Annotated in this window: 18 protein-coding genes and 1 other annotated feature; of the genes, 4 read left to right on the top strand and 14 right to left on the bottom strand. The window is 42.1% G+C overall.

Annotated elements, in window-relative coordinates:
• Window positions 1-18: 18 nt before the first annotated feature.
• Complete coding sequence (thrB, locus tag HWQ47_RS07650; RefSeq protein ID WP_269970571.1) at window positions 19-954, bottom strand: homoserine kinase; 936 nt, start codon at window positions 952-954, stop codon at window positions 19-21.
• An 85-nt stretch (window positions 955-1039) separates the two neighbouring features.
• Window positions 1040-3505, bottom strand: coding sequence for a bifunctional aspartate kinase/homoserine dehydrogenase I (thrA, locus tag HWQ47_RS07645; RefSeq protein WP_269970570.1), 2466 nt, complete (start codon window positions 3503-3505; stop codon window positions 1040-1042).
• Between the two features lie 772 nt (window positions 3506-4277).
• On the opposite strand from thrA, the gene slyD reads away from it, so the two are divergent.
• Complete coding sequence (slyD, locus tag HWQ47_RS07640) at window positions 4278-4943, top strand: peptidylprolyl isomerase (protein WP_269970569.1); 666 nt, start codon at window positions 4278-4280, stop codon at window positions 4941-4943.
• Window positions 4944-5484: 541 nt separating this feature from the next.
• On the opposite strand, the gene trpR is transcribed toward slyD, so the two are convergent.
• Window positions 5485-5763: a trp operon repressor gene (gene trpR / locus HWQ47_RS07630; protein WP_269970568.1), complete on the bottom strand. Its 279-nt coding sequence runs from the start codon at window positions 5761-5763 to the stop codon at window positions 5485-5487.
• A 304-nt stretch (window positions 5764-6067) separates the two neighbouring features.
• Between trpR and HWQ47_RS07625 the strand changes: the two genes are divergently transcribed.
• Window positions 6068-6529, top strand: a complete 462-nt coding sequence (locus HWQ47_RS07625) for a c-type cytochrome (protein WP_269971691.1) — start codon at window positions 6068-6070, stop codon at window positions 6527-6529.
• Window positions 6530-6616: 87 nt separating this feature from the next.
• Here HWQ47_RS07625 and HWQ47_RS07620 read toward each other — a convergent pair whose 3' ends face one another.
• On the bottom strand, window positions 6617-7285 hold the full coding sequence (locus HWQ47_RS07620) for a cytochrome b/b6 domain-containing protein (protein ID WP_269970567.1): 669 nt from the start codon (window positions 7283-7285) through the stop codon (window positions 6617-6619).
• A gap of 288 nt (window positions 7286-7573) precedes the next feature.
• On the opposite strand from HWQ47_RS07620, the gene hpf reads away from it, so the two are divergent.
• On the top strand, window positions 7574-7939 hold the full coding sequence (gene hpf / locus HWQ47_RS07615) for a ribosome hibernation-promoting factor, HPF/YfiA family (RefSeq protein ID WP_269970566.1): 366 nt from the start codon (window positions 7574-7576) through the stop codon (window positions 7937-7939).
• Between the two features lie 1131 nt (window positions 7940-9070).
• Window positions 9071-9192: a sequence feature (Phe leader region), on the top strand.
• 126 nt (window positions 9193-9318) lie between these two features.
• Window positions 9319-11307: a prephenate dehydratase gene (gene pheA, locus HWQ47_RS07610; protein ID WP_269970565.1), complete on the top strand. Its 1989-nt coding sequence runs from the start codon at window positions 9319-9321 to the stop codon at window positions 11305-11307.
• A 364-nt stretch (window positions 11308-11671) separates the two neighbouring features.
• On the opposite strand, the gene HWQ47_RS07605 is transcribed toward pheA, so the two are convergent.
• The 10 genes from HWQ47_RS07605 to ffh all read right to left on the bottom strand — a co-directional run bounded on the left by HWQ47_RS07605 (window position 11672) and on the right by ffh (window position 21536).
• Window positions 11672-12007 carry a hypothetical protein gene (locus HWQ47_RS07605; RefSeq protein WP_269970564.1) on the bottom strand — a complete coding sequence of 112 codons (336 nt, stop codon included), beginning with the start codon at window positions 12005-12007 and terminating at the stop codon, window positions 11672-11674.
• A 164-nt stretch (window positions 12008-12171) separates the two neighbouring features.
• A complete protein-coding gene (locus HWQ47_RS07600) occupies window positions 12172-13269 on the bottom strand; it encodes a hybrid-cluster NAD(P)-dependent oxidoreductase (RefSeq protein ID WP_269970563.1) in 1098 nt (365 codons plus the stop codon).
• Window positions 13270-13371: 102 nt separating this feature from the next.
• Window positions 13372-15036 carry a hydroxylamine reductase gene (gene hcp / locus HWQ47_RS07595; protein WP_269970562.1) on the bottom strand — a complete coding sequence of 555 codons (1665 nt, stop codon included), beginning with the start codon at window positions 15034-15036 and terminating at the stop codon, window positions 13372-13374.
• Between the two features lie 285 nt (window positions 15037-15321).
• Window positions 15322-16461, bottom strand: coding sequence for a bifunctional chorismate mutase/prephenate dehydrogenase (gene tyrA / locus HWQ47_RS07590; RefSeq protein ID WP_269970561.1), 1140 nt, complete (start codon window positions 16459-16461; stop codon window positions 15322-15324).
• A 59-nt stretch (window positions 16462-16520) separates the two neighbouring features.
• On the bottom strand, window positions 16521-17615 hold the full coding sequence (locus HWQ47_RS07585; protein WP_269970560.1) for a 3-deoxy-7-phosphoheptulonate synthase: 1095 nt from the start codon (window positions 17613-17615) through the stop codon (window positions 16521-16523).
• 358 nt (window positions 17616-17973) lie between these two features.
• On the bottom strand, window positions 17974-18327 hold the full coding sequence (gene rplS / locus HWQ47_RS07580; protein WP_269970559.1) for a 50S ribosomal protein L19: 354 nt from the start codon (window positions 18325-18327) through the stop codon (window positions 17974-17976).
• 35 nt (window positions 18328-18362) lie between these two features.
• Window positions 18363-19109, bottom strand: coding sequence for a tRNA (guanosine(37)-N1)-methyltransferase TrmD (gene trmD, locus HWQ47_RS07575; RefSeq protein WP_269970558.1), 747 nt, complete (start codon window positions 19107-19109; stop codon window positions 18363-18365).
• Window positions 19110-19124: 15 nt separating this feature from the next.
• Window positions 19125-19655: a ribosome maturation factor RimM gene (rimM, locus tag HWQ47_RS07570; RefSeq protein ID WP_269970557.1), complete on the bottom strand. Its 531-nt coding sequence runs from the start codon at window positions 19653-19655 to the stop codon at window positions 19125-19127.
• A gap of 20 nt (window positions 19656-19675) precedes the next feature.
• Window positions 19676-19927: a 30S ribosomal protein S16 gene (rpsP, locus tag HWQ47_RS07565; protein ID WP_269970556.1), complete on the bottom strand. Its 252-nt coding sequence runs from the start codon at window positions 19925-19927 to the stop codon at window positions 19676-19678.
• Window positions 19928-20162: 235 nt separating this feature from the next.
• Window positions 20163-21536 carry a signal recognition particle protein gene (gene ffh / locus HWQ47_RS07560; RefSeq protein ID WP_269970555.1) on the bottom strand — a complete coding sequence of 458 codons (1374 nt, stop codon included), beginning with the start codon at window positions 21534-21536 and terminating at the stop codon, window positions 20163-20165.
• Between the last annotated feature and the right edge of the window lie 44 nt (window positions 21537-21580).

Raw genomic sequence — 21580 nt, 5'->3', positions numbered from 1 at the left:
GAATTCAAATACCTTTTATTAATCAATTCTACGAGTGCCTATGGCATCTAGCTTACAAATATGAGAAAAACCAACACCATGCTCTACGTAGTTTGAATCTAACCAAGCTTGCGCTGCCTGAGCAGTCTCTAAGTTGTCAGTGACCGAGAAGAGTGTGGGACCACTACCTGAGATCCCAGTCGACAGCATGCCAAGCTTATTTAACGCTTGTCGCGCTGATTCATATCCCGGTATTGCCGATGCACGGTAAGGCTCTGCCATCACATCTTTTAATACTGAGATAGCCAGCTCTGCATCTTGCCGATAAGAGGCATGAACAAATGCGCTCAAATTACGTGCAAATTCGATAGCCACGGACTTATCATATTGAGCAGGTAGTAACTGACGCATTTTGGCCGTGGAAAGCGATATTCCCGGATAAGCGACAACCCAATACCAATGTTCAAATGATGGGATACTGTCACACACTTTATGCTCAGTATCGAGCATCAACTGCATGCCGCCTAAATAGCAGGGTGCGACATTATCATAATGAACCGATCCACTTATCTTACCTTCAAACTTCCCCATCAATCGCAACAGCGCTTGCTCATCATAAGGCTTGTCAAAATACTCATTGAGGGCGTAAAGGGCTGCAACTACTGAGCTGGCACTTGAACCGAGCCCACTGCCGACAGGCAGGTTTTTTTCTAACGTGAGTGCGATTCCCTCTTGCTTATTCAGCTCTTTCATAAAGAACTGTGCACATTGATAAACAATATTATCTGTCGGATTAGGCGGTAGCTTATCAGCCCACTTACCCTCAACCTCTAATGAAACTCCGGCTGGTGAAGAGACAATAGAGACTCTATCGCCCAATAACGTGCCATCAATAGGCGCGAGTGCAGCCCCGAGCAGATCATAACCGACACCAACATTGCCCATCGATGCGGGGGCGTAAACAGTTAGGCTCATAGAGAATGTCCCCTTTGAAATACCATTGTCTCGACTTGAATCACATCACTTCTCGTAGAATCTGCCGCACTAAACATATTCAGGCTCATGCACTCATCTCCCGAGTCCAGTTTAAGGTTCTGAGCAGATCAGCAAATACTCCTGCAGCGGTCACATCAGTTCCTGCACCATAGCCACGCAGTACAAACGGAATAGGCTGATAATAGCGGCTGTAAAATGCCAACGCATTTTCGCCTCCCTTTACACTGTAGAGAGGATCTGTGGCATCCACTTCTGCAATCTTGACGCGGCAACCATCAGTATCAATTTGCCCTAAATAGCGCAGAACTTTCCCCTCTGAACGTGCTTTTTCAACCCTCAGGGAAATCTCCTTATCGACTTTAGGTAGATTGTTCATAAAGTTCTCAACATCACCACTAGCATCAAAATCATCAGGCAGCACAGACTCAATAGTAATATCACTTAGCTCGAGATCCAGCCCCACTTCACGGGCAAGAATAAGCACTTTACGAGCCACATCCATACCACTTAGATCATCACGGGGATCGGGCTCAGTAAAGCATTTATCCCGCGCAATCCCTGTCGCTTCAGATAGCGTCATTCCTTCATCTAACATACCGAAAATATAGGAGAGAGAACCTGATAATATGCCATTAAACTTAAGTAATTTATCCCCTGCAAAGAGCAGCTTTTTAAGGTTGTCAATCACTGGTAGGCCAGCACCTACGGTTGTTTCATAGAGAAACTGTCTACGTTGCTTAAGTGCTGTTTGGCGTAGTGCGCGATAATATTCGATATCACGGGTATTGGACTTTTTGTTTGGTGTCACGACGTGCAAACCTGCATTCATCACATCGAGATATTTATCTGATACATGCTCACTGGAGGTACAATCGACTAATACAGGATTAAGAAGTTGTTGTTCCTTAGCCCATTGCAACATGAAGTCCAAATCACATTTTCTTTGGCAATCTGAAAGTAAACTCTGCCAACCATTAAGATCAACCCCTTCGGCATCAAGTAGCATATGACGAGAGTTGGCAATACCGCACACACGAATCGTGATGTGCTCTTGCTTCAAGATCTGAGCTTGCTGCTTTATTTGCTCAAGTAAGCCGGCACCAACATTGCCACAACCCACTAAGAAAACATCAAGGTAGTGTTGTACATCAAAGAAACTTTGGTGACAGGCCGAGATAGCATGTTTAATTTTGCGTTGTTCTATCACCGTTGAAATTGAGCGTTCAGAGGAACCCTGCGCAATAGCAATAATATTCACTGACGCTTGAGCGAGTGCTTGAAAGAACTTTCCAGCAATTCCTTTATGAGTTCGCATACCGTCACCAATCAGTGACACAATCGCCAAACTGTCTCTCATTTCAATAGGCTCTAAGATCTCATTCTCAAGCTCAAGTTCAAACTCAAGCTCCAATGACTCTTTCGCTTTACCTGCATCTTGAGTCGCAATACAAAAGCTGATGCTGTACTCAGATGAACTTTGAGTGATAAGTGAAATAGACACACCAGCACGAGATATCGCTCCCAAAGTACGGCTAGCCATGCCCACCATGCCCTTCATGCCAGGACCTGAGATATCAAACATGGTTTGGTTATCTAAATTAGAGATGGCTTTAACATTTAAACCACTTTTATCCGCTTCATTTGACACTAATGTCCCTATGGCTGATGGATTAAAGCTATTACGGATATAACAAGGGATATGGTAACGAGCGATAGGAGAGATCGTTTTAGGGTGAAGCACCTTAGCCCCAAAATAGGACAACTCCATCGCCTCTTGGTAACTCAATTGAGAAAGCAGCTTCGCATCGGCAACAACACGAGGATCGGTATTATATACGCCATCGACATCAGTCCAAATCTCGCAACAACTCGCATCTAAGCAAGCTGACAATACCGCTGCTGAATAATCAGAGCCATTGCGGCCCAAGATAACAGTACGTCCTTTACTGTCTCCAGCAGTAAAGCCTGGCATCACCCAAACACGTTTACTCTCTAACGGGATTTGCTCGAACCTAGCTTTACTCGACTCAATATCAACCACGGACTCTAAGGGGTCACCTGTCGCAACAAGCAAAGACTGAGGCTCGAGTAAATCTGACCCTATCTCTCTCGCTATCATCAGCTGTACCATCAGCGCAGATGATAATTTCTCTCCACCAACTAACACTTCCGCACGAACAAAGTCAGGACATTCATTAAGCAAGCTAATACCCAGCAACTTCTTTTCCCAGAAGTTTAGCTGATCAGTTAACTTGCTCATCAATAGTAATAACTGTGAAGAGGTTAAAATAGAGCTAGCCCCTTGATATAAATTGGTAAATACCCCCTCGGTATCCGCTAGCACGGCCTTAAAGTCGCTACCTTGAATGGCGAGTTCAACCACCTCTAATAGTCCATTTGTGACAGTTGCAGGAGCAGACAACACTACAGCGACAGATTCACCTTGTGCCGTATCGGCAACAATAGCCGCTGCTGCATTAAATCGTTGCCAGTTTGCTAGCGAGGTACCGCCAAACTTCATTACTTTCATACTTTCTCCTTGATACCGCGCTACTTTAATACCCAAGCCATTTCAAAATACTGAACTCTGCATTTCAAGATTCTATGGGGATAGAAACTAAAAAGCCCGCTCCTTGGTGTGGGAGCGGGCTTGTCTTATTCAAAAAATCTTAAGTACGTTTAGCCCGCCCCCACGAAAATAATCGTGGTGGTTGTAATAATGGTGGTTACAACTCTATTCAGGCAATGCATTAGAAATTAATTCATCCAAATAAACGTAAAAATCTGTGGGTACAGAATTGCTTTTTTCTTATGCAGATGTCAAGCCCCTAATAACAAGTTATATAGAAAAAACCATTTACTCTCTATTTTCCTTATAAGGATTCTAAGGGAGATTAAGCTGACAATGGTAATAATAACCGTGAGGGTAAATCACAGGTGCTTACGTTTACGGAAAGGTAAGCAATGTTACATATGATTGAAATTAATGGGTTTAAATGATTTTAAAACACCCATATTTTTAAAATAGTGAAATGACCTCTAATTGAGAATTAAATCACACTAACAAGTATAAATTACAATTATCTCTGTTTAAATTGGTTTTTCGTTGTGAATTTATTTTTAAAAATAATGACTAAAAAATCAAAATCAATACCTTGTAGTGAAAGGTTGAGTCAAATCAGGTAAATTTTTTATCAAGAAATATTCAAGAAAGCTGAGCTAACCGACATTACCTGATGCAAATCATCGCCAACAAATAAAAAGAAAGTTAAAATACGCGCACATTCTGAATTGGAGGCGATATGAAAATCACCCAACACTGTGCTGTAAGCATTCACTACCGTTTATCTGATGAGCAAGGCCGAGTTATCGAAGATTCTTTTGAAGGTGAGCCAATGCTTTATCTTCATGGAGCAGAAAATATGATCCCGGGCCTTGAGACTGAACTAGAAGGCAAAGTTGTCGGTGATAAACTTGATGTCACTGTTGATGCTGATAACGGTTATGGTCCATACCATGATGGCTTACGTCAGGAAGTACCACTTAGTGCTTTTGGAGATGTTGAAGATATCGTTCCTGGGATGCGCTTTATCGCTGAGACTGAAATGGGGCAACGTCCTGTTCAGGTTATGGAAGTAAAAGATGATGTTGTCGTAGTCGACGGTAATCACCCACTAGCAGGTCAAGCATTGAACTTTGTTGTTGAAGTCATGGACGTTCGTGAAGCGACTGCAGAAGAGAGAGCTCACGGCCACATTCATGCTCATGGTAGTAGTTGTGATTCAGACCATAACCATAAAGGTGGATGTTGTGGTGGTGGGCACAGCCATGAACACGACGATAAAGGCGGATGTTGCGGTGGTGAGCATAGCCATGCTCATGACCATAAAGACGGCTGTTGCAGTAGTAAAGAAGATGAACCCGCTAAAGAAGGTTGCGATGGCAACGGGGGATGCGGTTGCAGATAATCATCTGCCATAGGATAAGCGCTAATTAATATTAGCTCATTACTATTCGGTATAAGCCCATTACATTTCATCAATGTTGTGGGCTTTTTTTTCGACTATAATCATGTTCGGTAAGAGAACAAATATTCAAACTAGTGCACTAAAACAAAGGACTGTTTATACTTAGCAAACCCCTCTATGAAATCCTTCCATTAAGCTATATAGCGATTGGTTCTGCCAGCATACTTTTGTTAGATGAAGGCTGGCCATTGTTAGCCGCATTTACTGTTTTCTATCTAGGCACCAAAGTCTATAATATGCGCTCTCAAAATCGACGTACTGATCCCATGAGAAAACGAAAAAAGGCGGTATCCCTGTAACGCTTTATAATGCACTTCCTTTCTTTTATTTGTTTATTGCTATTATTATCTTAAAGTCATCGGCTACAGGCTTAGGAGCAGGTATAAGCTTTAGTTTGATGGGTTACTCTCTTTATGTCTTAATGAGACGCGCAGCTTATCGTCGCCGCCAACTCCCTATCCAACGCAGTATATTTTAAGCATTAATTGAGTATAAGTTGTTTGATCTTCTCTCTTTGCGCTTGCGACATATGTTTAAGGTAATTTGAACAACGGGTAATAGTTGCAATACTTATATTACACTCGACAGCGATCTGACGTTGGCTCATCTCACCCTGAAGCAGTGTCTGAAACACTTTAAGCCTACCGGCTACAGCGCTGCGTTCCTCTTCTGTCAATAACAGTTCGAATAATGCCAACAACGCATTATGATCTTGATGGCTCACAACTTTTTCTAATACAGAATCCCATTCAGCTCTCATCGCCTTCCCCTCCACTCAGTTTCCAACAACTTACACAATTCTTATACTCCACACTTTAATGGCAATCGAACTATTCAATGTACTGCCACTCCATTACAATTGTACCAATAAGCCAATAAAATCCAAAGCTATCATCACACTTTTACTTAATATTTTCATACCATTAACTTTAACAGGCACCAGATTACAAATCGTTGCACTTTTACATATAAACTATTGAATATTTGGATAGTATCAGATGGTAAAAAAAGAATACAATGACGGAGTGATGTCACAAAACTACAAGAAACGTGAGAGCAACATAATGAACAATAAAGCAAAAATGGCCATTTTGGCACTCGTAAGCAGTACTGTTTTAGCAACAAGCGTACAAGCCGACAATTTTAAGACAACTGATGATGCTATCGAGTATCGTCAGTCAGCATTTAGCCTGATGGCCTACAACTTTGGTGACATGGGTGCGATGTTGAAAGGTAAAAAACCGTTCGATGCTCAGGTTTTTGCAATGCGTGCAAATAACGTCGCAGCACTTGCAAAGCTTCCTTTAGAAGGCTTTATAGCTGATTCAGATAAAGGCGATACAGAGGCTTTAGCTAAAGTGTGGACTGATAAACCTGATTTCGATGCCAAGATGAAACAACTACAAAAAGATTCAGCTGCACTTGCTATTGCAGCAAAATCTGATGATAAAAAAGCCTTGAAGCAAGCCTTCATGACAACAGCTAAGAACTGTAAAGGCTGTCATGATGCATATAAGAAAGATTAAACTTTAGCTGAACAGTTGATCAAGAAACAGTAAATAAAGCTACGAGCTTAAACTAGATTACTCGTAGCTCTTATTCTAAATTAAATGTTAAAGCATTTTTACAACTGGAAAAATCAAGTAATTACCCACAAATCCTGCAACCACAACAAGCAATAACAAAGCCAGTAATACAGGCTTAAACTTTAGATCAAGTTGACCTTTTTCTACTACTAGCTTATAGCCCGTTATCATTGGAGCAATTAATCTGTCTCCTTTAATTCCATGGTATATAACCGCCAACACATGAATAGCAGTAAAACCTAACATGACATAGAAAATTTTCTTATGTAACCAAGTCATCACAGAACCTGTATCACTGGAAACTAAAGAATAGAAAGGACCCTCGGTAAAAATTTCATCGGTAGTAAATAGGCCACTAATTAATTGCATAGAGACTAATAAAATCAAGGCTATCACCATATAGCCCCCTAATGGGTTGTGGCCTACGCTCGAAGTAACACCTTGATGCTTAACCTTCTTCATATAATTTAATACTGTTTCAGGATGTTTAATAAAGTGACTAAAACGAGAAGTATCACTACCAATAATCCCCCAAACAAGCCTAAAAATGATGAAAATCATCAAAGAATACGCCAATACCTGATGCCAATCCATCTCTCCAGCATCGGCAGTCCACCACAAGCAGGCCAATAAAAAAATTAGACCCCAGTGGAAAATTCGAGTAGGAAGATCCCAAACTTTAATTTTTTTGTTCATTTGATTACCAGATATATGAGGGAAAAAAGAATATTGGATTAACGACTTCGATGATATTTTGCTCAACTTTGGGAGAGATGATAAAAAAGCACTTGAACTTATCCATTCAAATATGCCCCCCTTCTGTTCCCTTTACAAGCAATTTACACCAGATATTTTCGAGAATAGTCTAAGTGATCAAAAAAAAATCGAACAACACAAAATAGCAGTGAATATGTGATCCAGATCACGACTTTCGTTGTGGAGATTGGTAATCTAAATTCAAGCCAATAAGAGAAGGTTAAATATATGACAATGATCACTAGCAAAAATCTTGAAGTTACTCCCCTTATTCGTGAACGTATTCAGGCTCGTTTAGAAAAGCTATCTAGACATGATGTTCAACTGATTAATCCACATGTCATCATAGTTCAAGAGAAACAGTTATTTAAAATTGAAACCTCTGTTGGGATCCCTAATCATCAGCTTTTTGCTCAAGCAAAACATGAAGATCTCTACTCGGCAATTAACGCTATGGGTCAAAAATTAGAGAAACAACTTAATCGTCTAACCCATAAGCCAGAATCTCAACGCCATGAAACACTAAAGAGACAAGAGGAAGAAACCGTTGGCCTCGATGTTGAAGATGAATTAGATGAAGAGTTTGCTGCATAAACAGAAGTAATGTTGAACTAGGATTCAATTAGGATCCTACAATATAAACAGAAACTTTTCACCAGTTAAACAGTTGGAAATATACTCGAAAAAGCAATACGACAAGTTCAATGTACACCTTAAAGTAAGAAAGCAGTGTAATGATTGACTCAATCAGGAGGAAATGTAGATTAACTGTATGTTAGAAAGTAAGTCCGTAGAAATATTAGTCGTTCAAAGTTAGTTGTAAGTAGAGCTCAGGTGAATACTCGTCAGTTAAAGGCCCTAAGATTAGGTAACCCTTGGCAAATGTGCTGTTAAAGCCAATACACCTGATAGTGTGAAAGCAGTAAAACGAAGCCAGTCTCTTGCCTCCCTTAATTTAGAAGAGTGATGCAGATAAAAGGTTTCAACGACACAAAGGAGGAGTAATAGAATCACCTCAAGATCAGTTAATGCTGGATTAGCTATAAAATTCAGAACGATAAATGTTAGTTGTAACAAGAACTCAGGTGAATACCAGCCTCTAAAGGTCCTAAGCTAAGCAGCTAGGAAACCCTAGGCAAAATGAGCTTTTAAAGCCAACACACCTGATAGTGTGACAAGCTGTAAATCGAAGCCTGTCTTCTGTCTCCCTTAATCGAGAAGCGTGATGCAAACTAGATAGGTTTCAACTACACAAAGGAGTATAACAACAGTAACAACCAAGTAAAATCATAAAAGTGTATATTTTTTAGCTAGATAAGGAGCGATAACAACATTATTAGAAACAATCGCAACTCCATTAAACATCATAAAAAGATAGAAAGTTTTAGCTAAAAAGGAGCGATAGCAACATCGTTAAAACAGTCATAGTTCAAGTAAATACCAGTACAATGAAAAATGATAAGTAAACTTTCATTAAACTAAAGGAGCTGTCACTACATAACAAAATAATAGCTTTTGATAACCAAAGGAGGAAATATTAGTTTGATTTTTAATAATTTAAATCTAAAGCGTACCTCCAAGGTACGCTTTTTCATGTCAGGAACATTTATGCCACACCCCATGGATGGAAAGATGTAGTAATTTGTCTGGAACATTTGTGCACGCTTAAATTTAAAACAAGTTTTAATTGACACTAAAGGGTTCGAGCTTTACTTTTGTAGAGATGAAACCACTTATAGTTCACTTTTTTATTTTCTTTTTTATTCCACCCAAATAGGGCGGCGGAATTTTGGTGTAAAAACGAAAATGAAAATTCCAAAGCCTCCCACTAGGGAGGCTTTTTTGTGTCAGGAACACTTATGTCAATTTCCCTGAGATCTTAGATGTCCCCGACATCTTTAAGACATTCCCTCCATAGAGGTCAAGGGAAAATGAGCTTTGTATTAGAATTTGGTCAAAACATAGAGGACAACATGAGCAAACCACAGCCTTTGAATCATACCCGTGAACAGATCACTTCACTAGATAGAGATCTACTGGCACTATTGGCTAAAAGACGAGAGCTCAGTTTGGACGTCGCCCGCAGTAAAGAGGTAGACATTCGTCCTATACGTGATACCCAAAGAGAAAAGGAATTACTTTCTCGATTAGTTAAACAAGGTCGTGAACAAGGTCTCGATGCTCACTATGTTATCTCTTTATACCAAAGCATTATCGAAGACTCTGTTCTCAACCAGCAAGCCTACCTACAAAGCCGTGCTAACCCAGATACTCAGAAGCGGCAATACAACATCGCTTATCTAGGTGCAAGAGGTTCATACTCCTACTTGGCAGCCAATCGTTACTGCAATCGCAGACAGGTTAATATGCAAGACTTAGGTTGCAAAAGTTTTGACGAAATCGTGCAAGCTGTTGAGTCTGGTCATGCTGACTATGGATTTCTTCCAATAGAAAATACTTCATCTGGCTCTATTAATGAGGTCTATGATGTACTGCAACATACGAGTTTAGCCATAATCGGCGAAACAACAATAGAAGTGGACCACTGCCTACTGGCTAAAAACAGTAATAAACTAAGCCAAATAAAAACCGTCTACGCTCATCCTCAGCCTATCAGTCAATGTAGCCGATATCTGAGTCTTCACCCAGATTATAAACTTGAGTACTGTTCCAGCAGTGCTGAGGCCATGCAGAAAGTCGTAGACAATGACGACCCAACTGTCGCTGCCATTGGTAGCGCTGAAGGCGGTGCCCTTTATCAACTTGAAGCAATCGCACAAGATTTAGCAAATCAGAAAATCAATCAAAGCCGTTTTATTGTTGTAGCCAGAAAAGCCATTACAGTCCCAGAGCAACTACCGGCCAAAACAACCTTGATCATGGCGACAGGCCAAAAGCCTGGTGCGTTGGTAGAAGCCCTCTTAGTCTTAAAAGCTCACAACTTGAATATGAGCAAGCTCGAATCACGCCCTATTCCAGGTACCCCTTGGGAAGAGATGTTTTATCTGGATCTCGATGCAAACCTAGCCAGTGATGCGATGCAATCGGCGCTCAAAGAACTTGAACGTATCACACGTTTCATTAAAGTATTAGGCTGTTATCCCTGCGAAACTGTCAGCCCGACGCAATTAACTAACAGCCAGTTAATGATAGAGCCCGACACCAGTCGGGCTGAACACTCAAATAAAGTGACAGTACAAAACAGCGCTCTTAACAACGAGCAATTAAGATACTGTAAAGCGCATAAAACAGATGTGACTGAGGTAACCATAGGTCAACTACAAGTCGGTGATGGACAATTTGGTGCCATTGCACTTATCTCCCTACCACAAGAGAGCGATCGCTATAGTCATAAAGCTAAATTACTGAAAGAAGCAGGGTTTCAGGCCGTCATTTTAGAGGGCTTATCTCATCAGGTTAATCTAAAATCAAATGTGCTTGAGTTTAAAAAAGCCTTACATCAATTTGACCTTGAATGCATCATTTCAGTCGAACATGAATCAGAGCTCAAATTTGCCACCGAACATGCCAGTATTTTGCTGATAACAGGTAAGCAGATGCACAACAAGACCTTACTAAAGCAAGTTGGTTCACTGCATATCCCTGTGATATTGGAGCGTAATACCATGGCAAGTGTTGAGGAGCTTTTAACTGCAGCAGAGACAGTGCTAGCCCAGGGGAATCAACAACTGATACTTTGTGAATCAGGCATAAGAACGTTCAGTGACTCAATCATGCCCTCCCTCGATCTGGCCGCCTTAGTGAATATCAAGGCTATAACTCATCTACCTGTCTTAATCAATCCAAGCTATGCATCGAATAAACAGACACTATTACCGCATTCAGTAGCAGGAAAACAACTCAATGCCGATGGTTTAATCTTGAATTTCTCATCTGAAAATAGTGAGTTTGACACTGAGCTTGCCAGTCACAGCGAGTTATTAAGAAACTTGTACCAATAAAGGATTATACCAATCAATATAAAGATTTGATCGCTCAGCGAGAGTTTAGCGGTCCTGAGGCAAGGCAACGAGTGAAGAGCATAGTTATTCTACGGTTAAGCTCGTTAACACAGCAACAGAACCGCTAAAACTCGCCTGTAAGGAGTGTTTTTGGCTGCCTATTTCTGCGTTGAATAAACTCACAAGGGAACAACCATTATGTCATCCATTCGCCTTGAATTAGCTTGCCAAAAAACACTCTGAGTAGATCAACTTCTTATACTGATTGGTATTAGGTTCATCCACAAAAATGAGGACCTAGGTCCTCATTTTTAATATTCATGGTATACCGATTGGTATTAATACTACTCGAAATATCATGTTATCAAACTGCAATACCTTCCGTTAGATTTAACCAGCCCTTGATAATTCTATGACAAAACCAAAGTGTCGCCACCAGATAAACACTCACACTCACCCACAAAGGTGAGAGAAGAAAGCCTACAATGCTTAATATCGTGAAGCCGATAATGGAGTGGCGTTGCCAACGCAAATGCGATTGAATAACTGAGCTTTCACTTAACGGTTTATGGGCAAGATTGATTGCTAAACCCAATAACGTCGGCAGAAAAAACAAAGGGAAAGCGGTCATCAAGCCATACAGAAGATGCGCTAGGCTAGGATCATCCATAGTTACTCTCGCTGAGGCCGTCGATATCATAGATAAGCTCCAATAATGACAAGTAGATGATAAATAACGCTCACTCCTTAACAATACTTCGTCACAGGCTATTGCGCAAATACATCTTTACCCACGTCCTATCCAACTTGCCCTTTAATACCAAGTAAACTCATGCATAACACACTAAAAGATAGCGAAAATCTCTAGAGGACTAAAGTGACATCGGATCTTAACTTAGTAGAACAAGCCAGCACAAAACCTTGTGCTATTTCCTCAGGCGTTAAGCTCATCTGACTCGAAGATTCAGTCTCTCCTTTGATCACCTGACATTTACACGCGCCACACACGCCAGATCGACATGCGGCGATGATAGGCAAACCTTCCGCTTCTATGCCTTCGAGCAAGCTTTGATCTGATGTCAGCACACGTTGACGATCATCAATGCTCAGCATAAAGCCACTTGACTCATTAAGCTCAGCAACATGTGATGCAGGGACAAGCTTAGCTGGGGCATCACCAAAACTCTCTTGATGATATTGAGACATATCAAAACCTAGTTCGCTCAATAACGAGTGCACGCAAAACATAAAAGGTGTTGGGCCACAAACAAATACCCTTCTTTCTTGAAAATCACTAACAAGCTCAATCAAACTTTTCCCATTGATACGCCCTTCTCTGTAAACTTGTTCAGAAGGCAAACTTTCAGCACTCGTTTCAATAATATAACTTAGCGACAGCTTAGGATTGTTGTAATTAATCTTATCCAAATCAGCCCTAAAGATAAGATCCTCCGGGCTCTTGGCGCAATGAAGAAAAGCGATATCGGCCCCCACTTGTGTATCAACCAACCAACGCGTCATTGAGTACATGGGTGTAACACCGCTACCGGCACTTAAGAATAGATATTTTTTAGCGGGAATATCGACAAGATTAAATAGCCCATCAGGACCCGTAGCCATTACACAATCGCCAACCAGCAAGGACTCAGCAAGGTAATTCGACACCAAACCACCTTCAATACGCTTAATGGTCACCACTATAGAGTACGGGCGTGAGGGAGATGAAGAAATGGTGTAACTACGGTGAACAAGCTCACCATCGATTTCAAGAACAAAAGTCAAAAACTGTCCGGGTTTAAACTGGAACTTGACTGGACTCTTTCCCTGAAAACGAAAACTAATCACATCAAAGGTTTCATGCCACTTCTCTACGCATAAAAGCTCAACCTCACCATGTTGCCAATTTGGCGATGTCAGTTTTATTTCATCAATATCAAGCTTAGAAAGAGTATCTGTGCTCATTTTGTTTCCATTCATTTTAGAAAAGAGTTTGGTGTAAGTGTTAATGCTAAAAATTGACCAAGGCCCACATAAGAGAGCCTTGATCTACAGCTACATTTAAAACTATGCGACGTTTAAGATAGTTTTAAGATCTTCTTCAGCTGTCGTCGTCCCGCGAAGCCCAAATTTATCCTCTAACACATTTAATAAATTAGTGGTTAAAAATGCTGGTGCACTTGGGCCAGTGCGGATATCTTTCACGCCCAGTGACAGCAGCGTCAGCAGAACGACAATCGCTTTTTGCTCGAACCATGAAAGTACAATACTTAAAGGCAGCTCATTAATCTCACAATCGAAAGCTTCAGACAACGCGATGGCTAGCTGGATTGCAGAGTACGCATCATTACACTGGCCAATATCAAGTAAACGTGGAATACCATTAATGTCGCCAAATTCAAGCTTATTAAACTTGTACTTGCCACAGCCCAACGTCAAAATCACAGAATCTTTTGGCGCCTGAGTAGCTATATCGGTGAAGTAACTGCGCTCAGCCTTATCACCATCACAGCCACCAACCAAGAAGAAGTGCTTAATTGAACCATTCTTCACGTTCTCAACCACTGCAGGGGCCGCTGCCATCAATGCATTTCGAGCAAAACCTATGGTGATTAGATGGGGGATCTCGTCATAGATAAAGCCTTCAAGCGTAAGTGCCTTTTCGATAACAGCAGAAAAATCATCACCAACTAAATGCGTAACCCCAGGCCAACCAACAATGCTGCGAGTAAAGATACGATCAGAGTAATCACCCACATTAGGATCGATAATACAGTTAGAGGTCATCACTACTGCACCAGGGAAATTAGCAAACTCTTTCTGTTGATTTTGCCAAGCGCTGCCATAGTTACCGACAAGGTGTGGGTACTTTTTCAGCTCAGGGTACGCGAGCGCTGGTAGCATCTCGCCATGAGTAAAGACATTGATTCCCTTACCTTCTGTTTGCTTGAGAATAAGCGCTAAATCGACCATGTCATGGCCAGACACTAAGATAGCTTTACCTTTAATCGCCACAGTATTCACTTGAGTTGGCTCAGGATGACCGAAGGCACATGTTTCGCCTTCGTCCAACATAGCCATGACACGGTAGTTCAGTTGACCTATCTCCATCGCAACGGAAAATAATTTATCGGCATCAACTGAATCTTCGCCTAGAAAGGACATCAGCTCATGGAAACGAGCAGCAACATCAACATCAGTTTGGCTAAGTACACGAGCATGCTCCATGTAAGCAGCCGCACCTTTTAAGCCATAAAGGCAAAGCAGACGTAAGCCAAGAATATCTTCATGAATATCCGCTTTTCCTCGGTTTGGTGCAGCAATAACGGCTTGCGCTAACATCTCAGGTTTAGTTGCACCTAAGATTAATTGTGACGGAGCACTTAACAGTTCAGGCGACTTCTCTGCTGCTTTGCATGCCTCTTCATAGGCTGCTTTCAGACGATTACGACAAACATCGGCTTGTTTGACGTAATCAAGCAGGCGATCATCATCGAAGTTTACATTGGTTAAAGTCGCAAAGAAGGCTTTTGGCACGAAGGCATCAATTTCGCTATCGACAATATCAAACTCACGGGCTTTAACAGCGTAAGCCGACACCCCTTGCAACAAGTAGATAAGTAAATCTTGTAGATCTGAAGTATCTGCAAGCTTGCCACACATACCTTGAGAGTAACTACAGCCATTTCCTGCTGGAGTTCTAATTGTCTGTTCACACTGAATACAAAACATTGCTACTGCTCCTAATTTTAATCATGCTTTTAATTTGCATGTTTAAAGCTAGTGTAAAGGTAAGCATTGTCACTTAGATAGCGGAATTTGATTTAATAGCTGAAAGTTTGAGGTAGATCAAATTCATCAAAACGAATCGACATATACCAATTACATTGCAGATAGCTAAATTACAAGTATCAAAGAAAGAGCGGCAAAGATAGTAAGTAAAAGAGTGAAGAGATAACGATAAATAGGAAAGGGAGCCTAAGCTCCCATTGGTATAATTGATCAATCTATTGCTGATTAGTCGGTTTTCATATCATTGACAGACTGCAGCATGGCACGACTCTCACGTTGAAATTGAGGAGCAAAGTCACCAAACCACTGAGCTACCTCTTTAAATTGAGCCACAAAAGCCTCCCTATCGCCAGCTTGTAACAATGACAATGCATGGGAATAGTTATCCAAATAATCACCGATCGCTTGCATACTTTCTTTTTGAGCAAAAATAATATCAGCATAGAGCTCAGGACTTTGAGCGAATAAACGACCTACCATTGCAAGTTCGAGACGATAAATAGGCGAACTAAATTGCAGTAAGCTCTCTATATCTGCTTCCTCTTTATAGAGGTTTAAGCCATAAACAAAAGAGGAGAAATGTCGCATAGCTTGCACTAGTTGCATCGCCTTATCGTGTCTCTCAGGCTCAGCTTCAACAATTCGTGCCCCCCATATTTGGATCTGCTCAAGCAGCCACTGATACTTATCACTGTCTCGCCCATGACACACCACCACAACCTGCTTTGCTAAACTACCTACATCGGGGCCAAACATTGGGTGTAAGCCTACAACAGGTCCCTTATGCGCTGCTAACATGGCATTGACTGGTTCGCTCTTAATCGATGTCAAATCGGCCAAGATACAAGTTTCAGGTAATGTAGTAAGTTGTTCACGAATTAACTCACAGGTAATGGCGATAGGTACGGTCACGATGACTAAACCAGCACCATCAAAAATCTGCTCAGCATTACCCCAGTCATCTTTATCCAATGTTTCGACTTGGTAACCTGACAGACGTAACATCTGCGAGAACAAGCCACCTAACTTTCCTTCTCCACCAACCACCACCACATGGCCCAAATTTTCTTTAATTTGCTTGAAGCCGACATCTCTTTCATTGAGGTAAGATTCCCGCATCAAACGGCGTAGAATATCCTCAATCAACTGAGGTGACACGCCTATTTCATTAGCCTCAGCGCGACGTTTAGCCAGCATAGCTGCTTCTCGTTGGGGCGCATAAATAGGCAAACCAGCACTATGTTTAACCGCACCAACTTGAGCGACTAAATCCAGACGCTTTCTTAATAAATTGAGCAGCTGCTGATCGACACTGTCAATCAGACCTCGTAGGTTTTCCAGATCGGCCGTTGTTCGTTCGTTCATTGTTTATCTTTCCATCAAGAAGGTGTACAAAAGCTCAGTGAAAACCGACAGTCAAAATATTAACCATTGACCACTTTATTTGGTATATCGAATCGGCTTGTAAGTACAGAAGATAATGATACTGCACCTTCACGTAATAACCGCTCTGTCGTTGCCCAATCAATACAGGCATCAGTCACTGACACACCGTAAGTGAGTTCACTCATAGGTTTATTGCTACTTTGGTTACCTTCATTGAGGTGACTCTCAAGCATGACACCAATAATAGATTGATTACCTGATAAAATCTGCTTAAAAACGTCTTCACAGACACCTTTTTGTTTACGGTGATCTTTCGAAGAGTTTCCATGACTGCAATCGACAATTAAGCGAGCATTTAAATTTGCACTGTGCAGCTGACGCTCACAAATCTCAACACTTTGGGCATCATAGTTTGGTGTTTTCCCACCACGTAAAATCACATGACCGTCAGGATTTCCCGCTGTTTGCAATAAAGCTACCTGCCCCTTCTGATTAATCCCCATGAATCGATGGCTACTGGCCGCAGACTCGAGCGCATTAATCGCGACACCAAGTTTACCATCGGTACCATTTTTAAAACCTACCGGCATTGATAAACCCGACGCCATCTCTCTATGAGTTTGAGATTCAGTCGTTCTCGCGCCAATAGCAGACCAGGAGACCAGCTCTGACATATACTGAGGGCTAATTGGATCCAACGCTTCGGTCGCAACGGGCAAGCCAAGTTCAGCAAGCCAGATCATTAACTCACGAGCTTGACGAAGTCCCTTCTCCACATCAAATGATTCATCCATATCTGGATCGTTAATCATCCCCTTCCAACCTACTGTCGTTCTTGGCTTCTCAAAGTAAACTCGCATCAAGATGTAAAAGTCATCATTAAGCTCATCGTGCAGTTTCTTCAGTTTAAGCGCGTACTCTTTGGCTGAATCAATATCATGGATTGAACATGGGCCAGCTACGATTAAGACTCTATTATCACGTTTATGTACGATATCTGCGACAGTTTTACGGGCATTAAGCACATAATGGTATGCATGCTCAGACAGAGGCAACTCAAGCTTTAACTCCTGAGGCGTCACCAACACTTTCTCTGAACTGATATGAACATTATTTATCGTATCTTGTTGCATACTAACCACCTGATAATTTTAAACTTGCCTGAATTTCGCTATATGATTAAACAATATTGACTTGATTATTCAAATAAAACGTAAAGCTGTAACGCTACACCATTACAGAGTTGAGTTAACTATGCCTGTGCTTAATCCTAAGATCAAGCAAGAACTATCAACTCAAGCAAAATTCATGGAATAAAGTAGAACCTAGCAGCTCGATGTTCTCTAAGCTCTATTTGAACTCGCCATTCGAGACTTTTTAGCTTTCTTGAACTCGAAACTTTTCTTCTCCCCCAAGATCACAAAAACCCGCCTATTGGCGGGTTATTGTGCGAACACTGCGTCTTTTTTTACTTGAAACTATAACAACTAATTACTTAGCGACTAGTTTCTCACGGATACGTGCAGACTTACCTGAACGCTCACGTAGATAGTAAAGCTTAGCACGACGAACACGGCCACGACGCTTAACTTCGATATCAGCGATGATTGGGCTATGCGTTTGAAATGCACGCTCAACACCTTCACCATTAGAGATTTTACGTACAGTGAATGCAGAGTGAACGCCGCGGTTACGCTTAGCGATTACAATACCTTCAAACGCCTGTAGACGCTCTTTACCACCTTCAACAACACGTACTTTAACAACGACTGTGTCGCCTGCACCAAAATCTGGTACATCTTTCTTCATTTGCTCTTCGTTGAGCATTTTAATGATGTTATTCATGAAATAAACTCCATACTAGTAATAACTGATCGTAACTATCCACACTCATTTGTTGAATCAACAAACTGAGCTAACAGCTTCGTTTGTTCGTCAGTCAGAGCTAGGTTTTCTAATAATTCTGGTCGTCTTAACAAAGTTCTTCCGAGACTTTGTTGCAGACGCCAGCGTCTAATATGTTCGTGGTTACCACTTAACAAAACTGCCGGTACATCTAAACCATCCAAGCTTTCAGGGCGAGTATAGTGGGGACAATCCAGTAAACCATCAGAGAAGGAATCCTGCTCTGCTGAGGCTTGTTTACCGAGTACACCCGGAACCAACCTAGATACTGAATCAATCAGAGCCATCGCAGGAAGTTCACCGCCCGAAAGCACGTAATCTCCAATTGACCACTCTTCATCCACTTCAGTTTGAATAATTCGTTCGTCAACACCTTCGTATCGACCACAGACTAAAATCAAACTGTCCGATTTAGCTAACTCTTCGACGCCTTGCTGAGTCAGCTTGCGTCCTTGAGGAGAAAGATAAATCACCTTCGCACTGTCACCAGCCGCAGCTTTCGCTGCATGGATAGCATCGCGTAAAGGTTGCACCATCATCAACATGCCAGGACCACCACCATAAGGGCGATCATCCACTGTATTATGTTTATCATGGGTGAAATCTCTTGGATTCCACGTTTGCAACTTAAGCAGGCCTTTGTTAACGGCCCGACCCGTTACTCCAAAGTCTGTTACGGCACGAAACATCTCTGGAAACAGGGTTACTACCCCTAACCACATATGTTCTACCTCGACTTAAAAGTCCGGATCCCAATCCACTAAGATCTGTTTCTCCGCTAAGTTCACCTCAATGATGAACTGCTCGGTGACAAAGGGGATCATACGTTCCGCTTTGCCGAAGCCATCTTTTGCATTAGCCTTAACAAGAAGCACGTCATTCGATCCTGTTTCCACGATCTCCTGAACCTTACCCATCTTGTAGCCTTTCGTATTGGTTACTTCACAACCGATAAGATCACGCCAGTAGAATTCATCTTCCGGTAGATCTTGCATCTGCTCTGCAGTCACAGCTATCTCACAATTTGTGAGCATCTGCGCCTGATCCCGTGTTTCTACGCCCTCAAGAGAAGCCACTACAGCTTTTCCCTGACAACGCCACTGGATAACCTTTACTTCGCGCCACTCACCCTGCTCTTTAATCAACCAAGGTGAATAATTAAAAATGCCTTCAACAGAATCGGTATAGGTAGTGATCTTCAACCAACCCTTAATGCCATGACTGGAGCCTATTTTACCCAGTACGACAGGTTCTTGTTTACTACTCATCAAACTATACCTTAACGCTATTAAGCAGCTGCTTTACGCGCGTCTTTGATCAATTTTGCTACGCGATCAGAAGTACCTGCGCCAGTAGCAACCCAATGCTCAACACGGTCTAGGTCTAAACGTAACGTTTCTTCCTGTCCGCGAGCCATTGGGTTAAAGAAACCAACACGCTCAATGAAACGACCATCACGGGCATTACGGCTGTCAGCAACAACGATGTTATAAAATGGACGCTTTTTTGCGCCGCCACGAGCTAAACGAATGGTAACCATGCGTCTTCAATCCTCTAATGGTTTGCTTCTTCGAAGCAAAATAAAAACTGGGACTCCGTGTTCGCGAAGTGTCCCAGTGTAGAAAGCCGGACGAGTTTACCTTACTCGTCGACGAATGCAATGTTTTTTGAGCACTACGCCAATCTCGCTAAATCAATATTTAGTGAGATTGGCGTATAAAAGCCCTTGGTGGCTAATAACCTACCCCGAGCTCCTGATGTAAATTTATATATTATTAGCGGCCGGGCATCTTCATACCTGGTGGCAACATACCACTCATGCCACGCATCATCTTTTTCATGCCGCCTTTAGCCGACATCTTTTTCATCATCTTCTGCATCTGAGCAAACTGCTTTAGCAGACGATTGACGTCTTGAATTTGAGTACCTGAACCTTGGGCAATACGACGTTTACGGGAACCTTTGATGATGTCCGGTCGCGTACGCTCACCTTTAGTCATGGAGTTAATAATCGCCTCCATCTGGTTTGTCATCTTACCATTTTGAACTTGAGCAAGTGCCTCTGGTGGCAATTGGCCTACACCCGGCAATTTCTCAATCATGTTCATCATGCCGCCCATGTTCTTCATCTGCTGCAGCTGTTCGCGGAAATCTTCAAGATCGAAATTGCCACCTTTTTTCACTTTAGCAGCAAGCTTCATCGCCTTGTCTTTATCGACACCGCGCTCAACTTCTTCAATCAGTGACAGTACATCGCCCATACCTAAGATGCGAGATGCGATACGATCTGGATAGAAAGGCTCTAAGGCATCGATTTTCTCACCGACACCTAAAAATTTAATTGGCTTACCGGTTATGTGACGGATAGATAAAGCAGCACCACCACGGGCATCACCATCAACCTTCGTCAATATCACACCGGTTAAAGGTAAAGCTTCATTGAAGGCTTTTGCCGTCGTAGCAGCATCTTGACCCGTCATCGCATCGACGACAAACAAGGTTTCAACCGGATTAACCGCTGCATGAAGTGCTTTGATCTCATCCATCATGCCTTCGTCAACATGCAGACGACCTGCTGTATCGACAATAACCACATCAATAAACTTAAGCTTGGCATGTGCCAAAGCCGCATTAACGATATCGATAGGCTTTTGGCTTACATCTGATGGGAAGAATTCAACTTCAACCTCAGTTGCCAATGTTTCTAACTGCTTGATTGCCGCTGGACGGTATACGTCAGCACTCACAACCAGAACAGATTTCTTCTCACGTTCACGCAGGAACTTTGCCAACTTGGCGACACTGGTGGTCTTACCCGCACCTTGAAGACCCGCCATCATGATCACTGCCGGCGGTTGAGCCGATAGATCTAGCGCTTCATTCGCTGCGCCCATTGCGTTTTCTAGTTCGCTCTGGACTATCTTAATAAACGCTTGGCCCGGACTGAGACTCTTAGAAACTTCCTGTCCTACTGCACGCTCTTTTACACTGTTAACGAAGTCACGTACTACCGGTAAGGCCACATCAGCTTCGAGTAGCGCCATACGCACTTCGCGCAAGGTTTCCTTAACATTATCTTCTGTTAAGCGACCACGACCACTAATATTTTTCAGTGTACGTGACAGTCTGTCCGTTAAGTTCTCAAACATTATCGTGTTCTTACCATTTAGAGGTTACGTTGATAGGGCAGCAT

The sequence above is a fragment of the Shewanella sp. MTB7 genome (genome assembly GCF_027571385.1).
Classification (GTDB): Bacteria; Pseudomonadota; Gammaproteobacteria; order Enterobacterales; family Shewanellaceae; genus Shewanella.
This window is presented reverse-complemented; position numbering and strand designations above follow the sequence as displayed.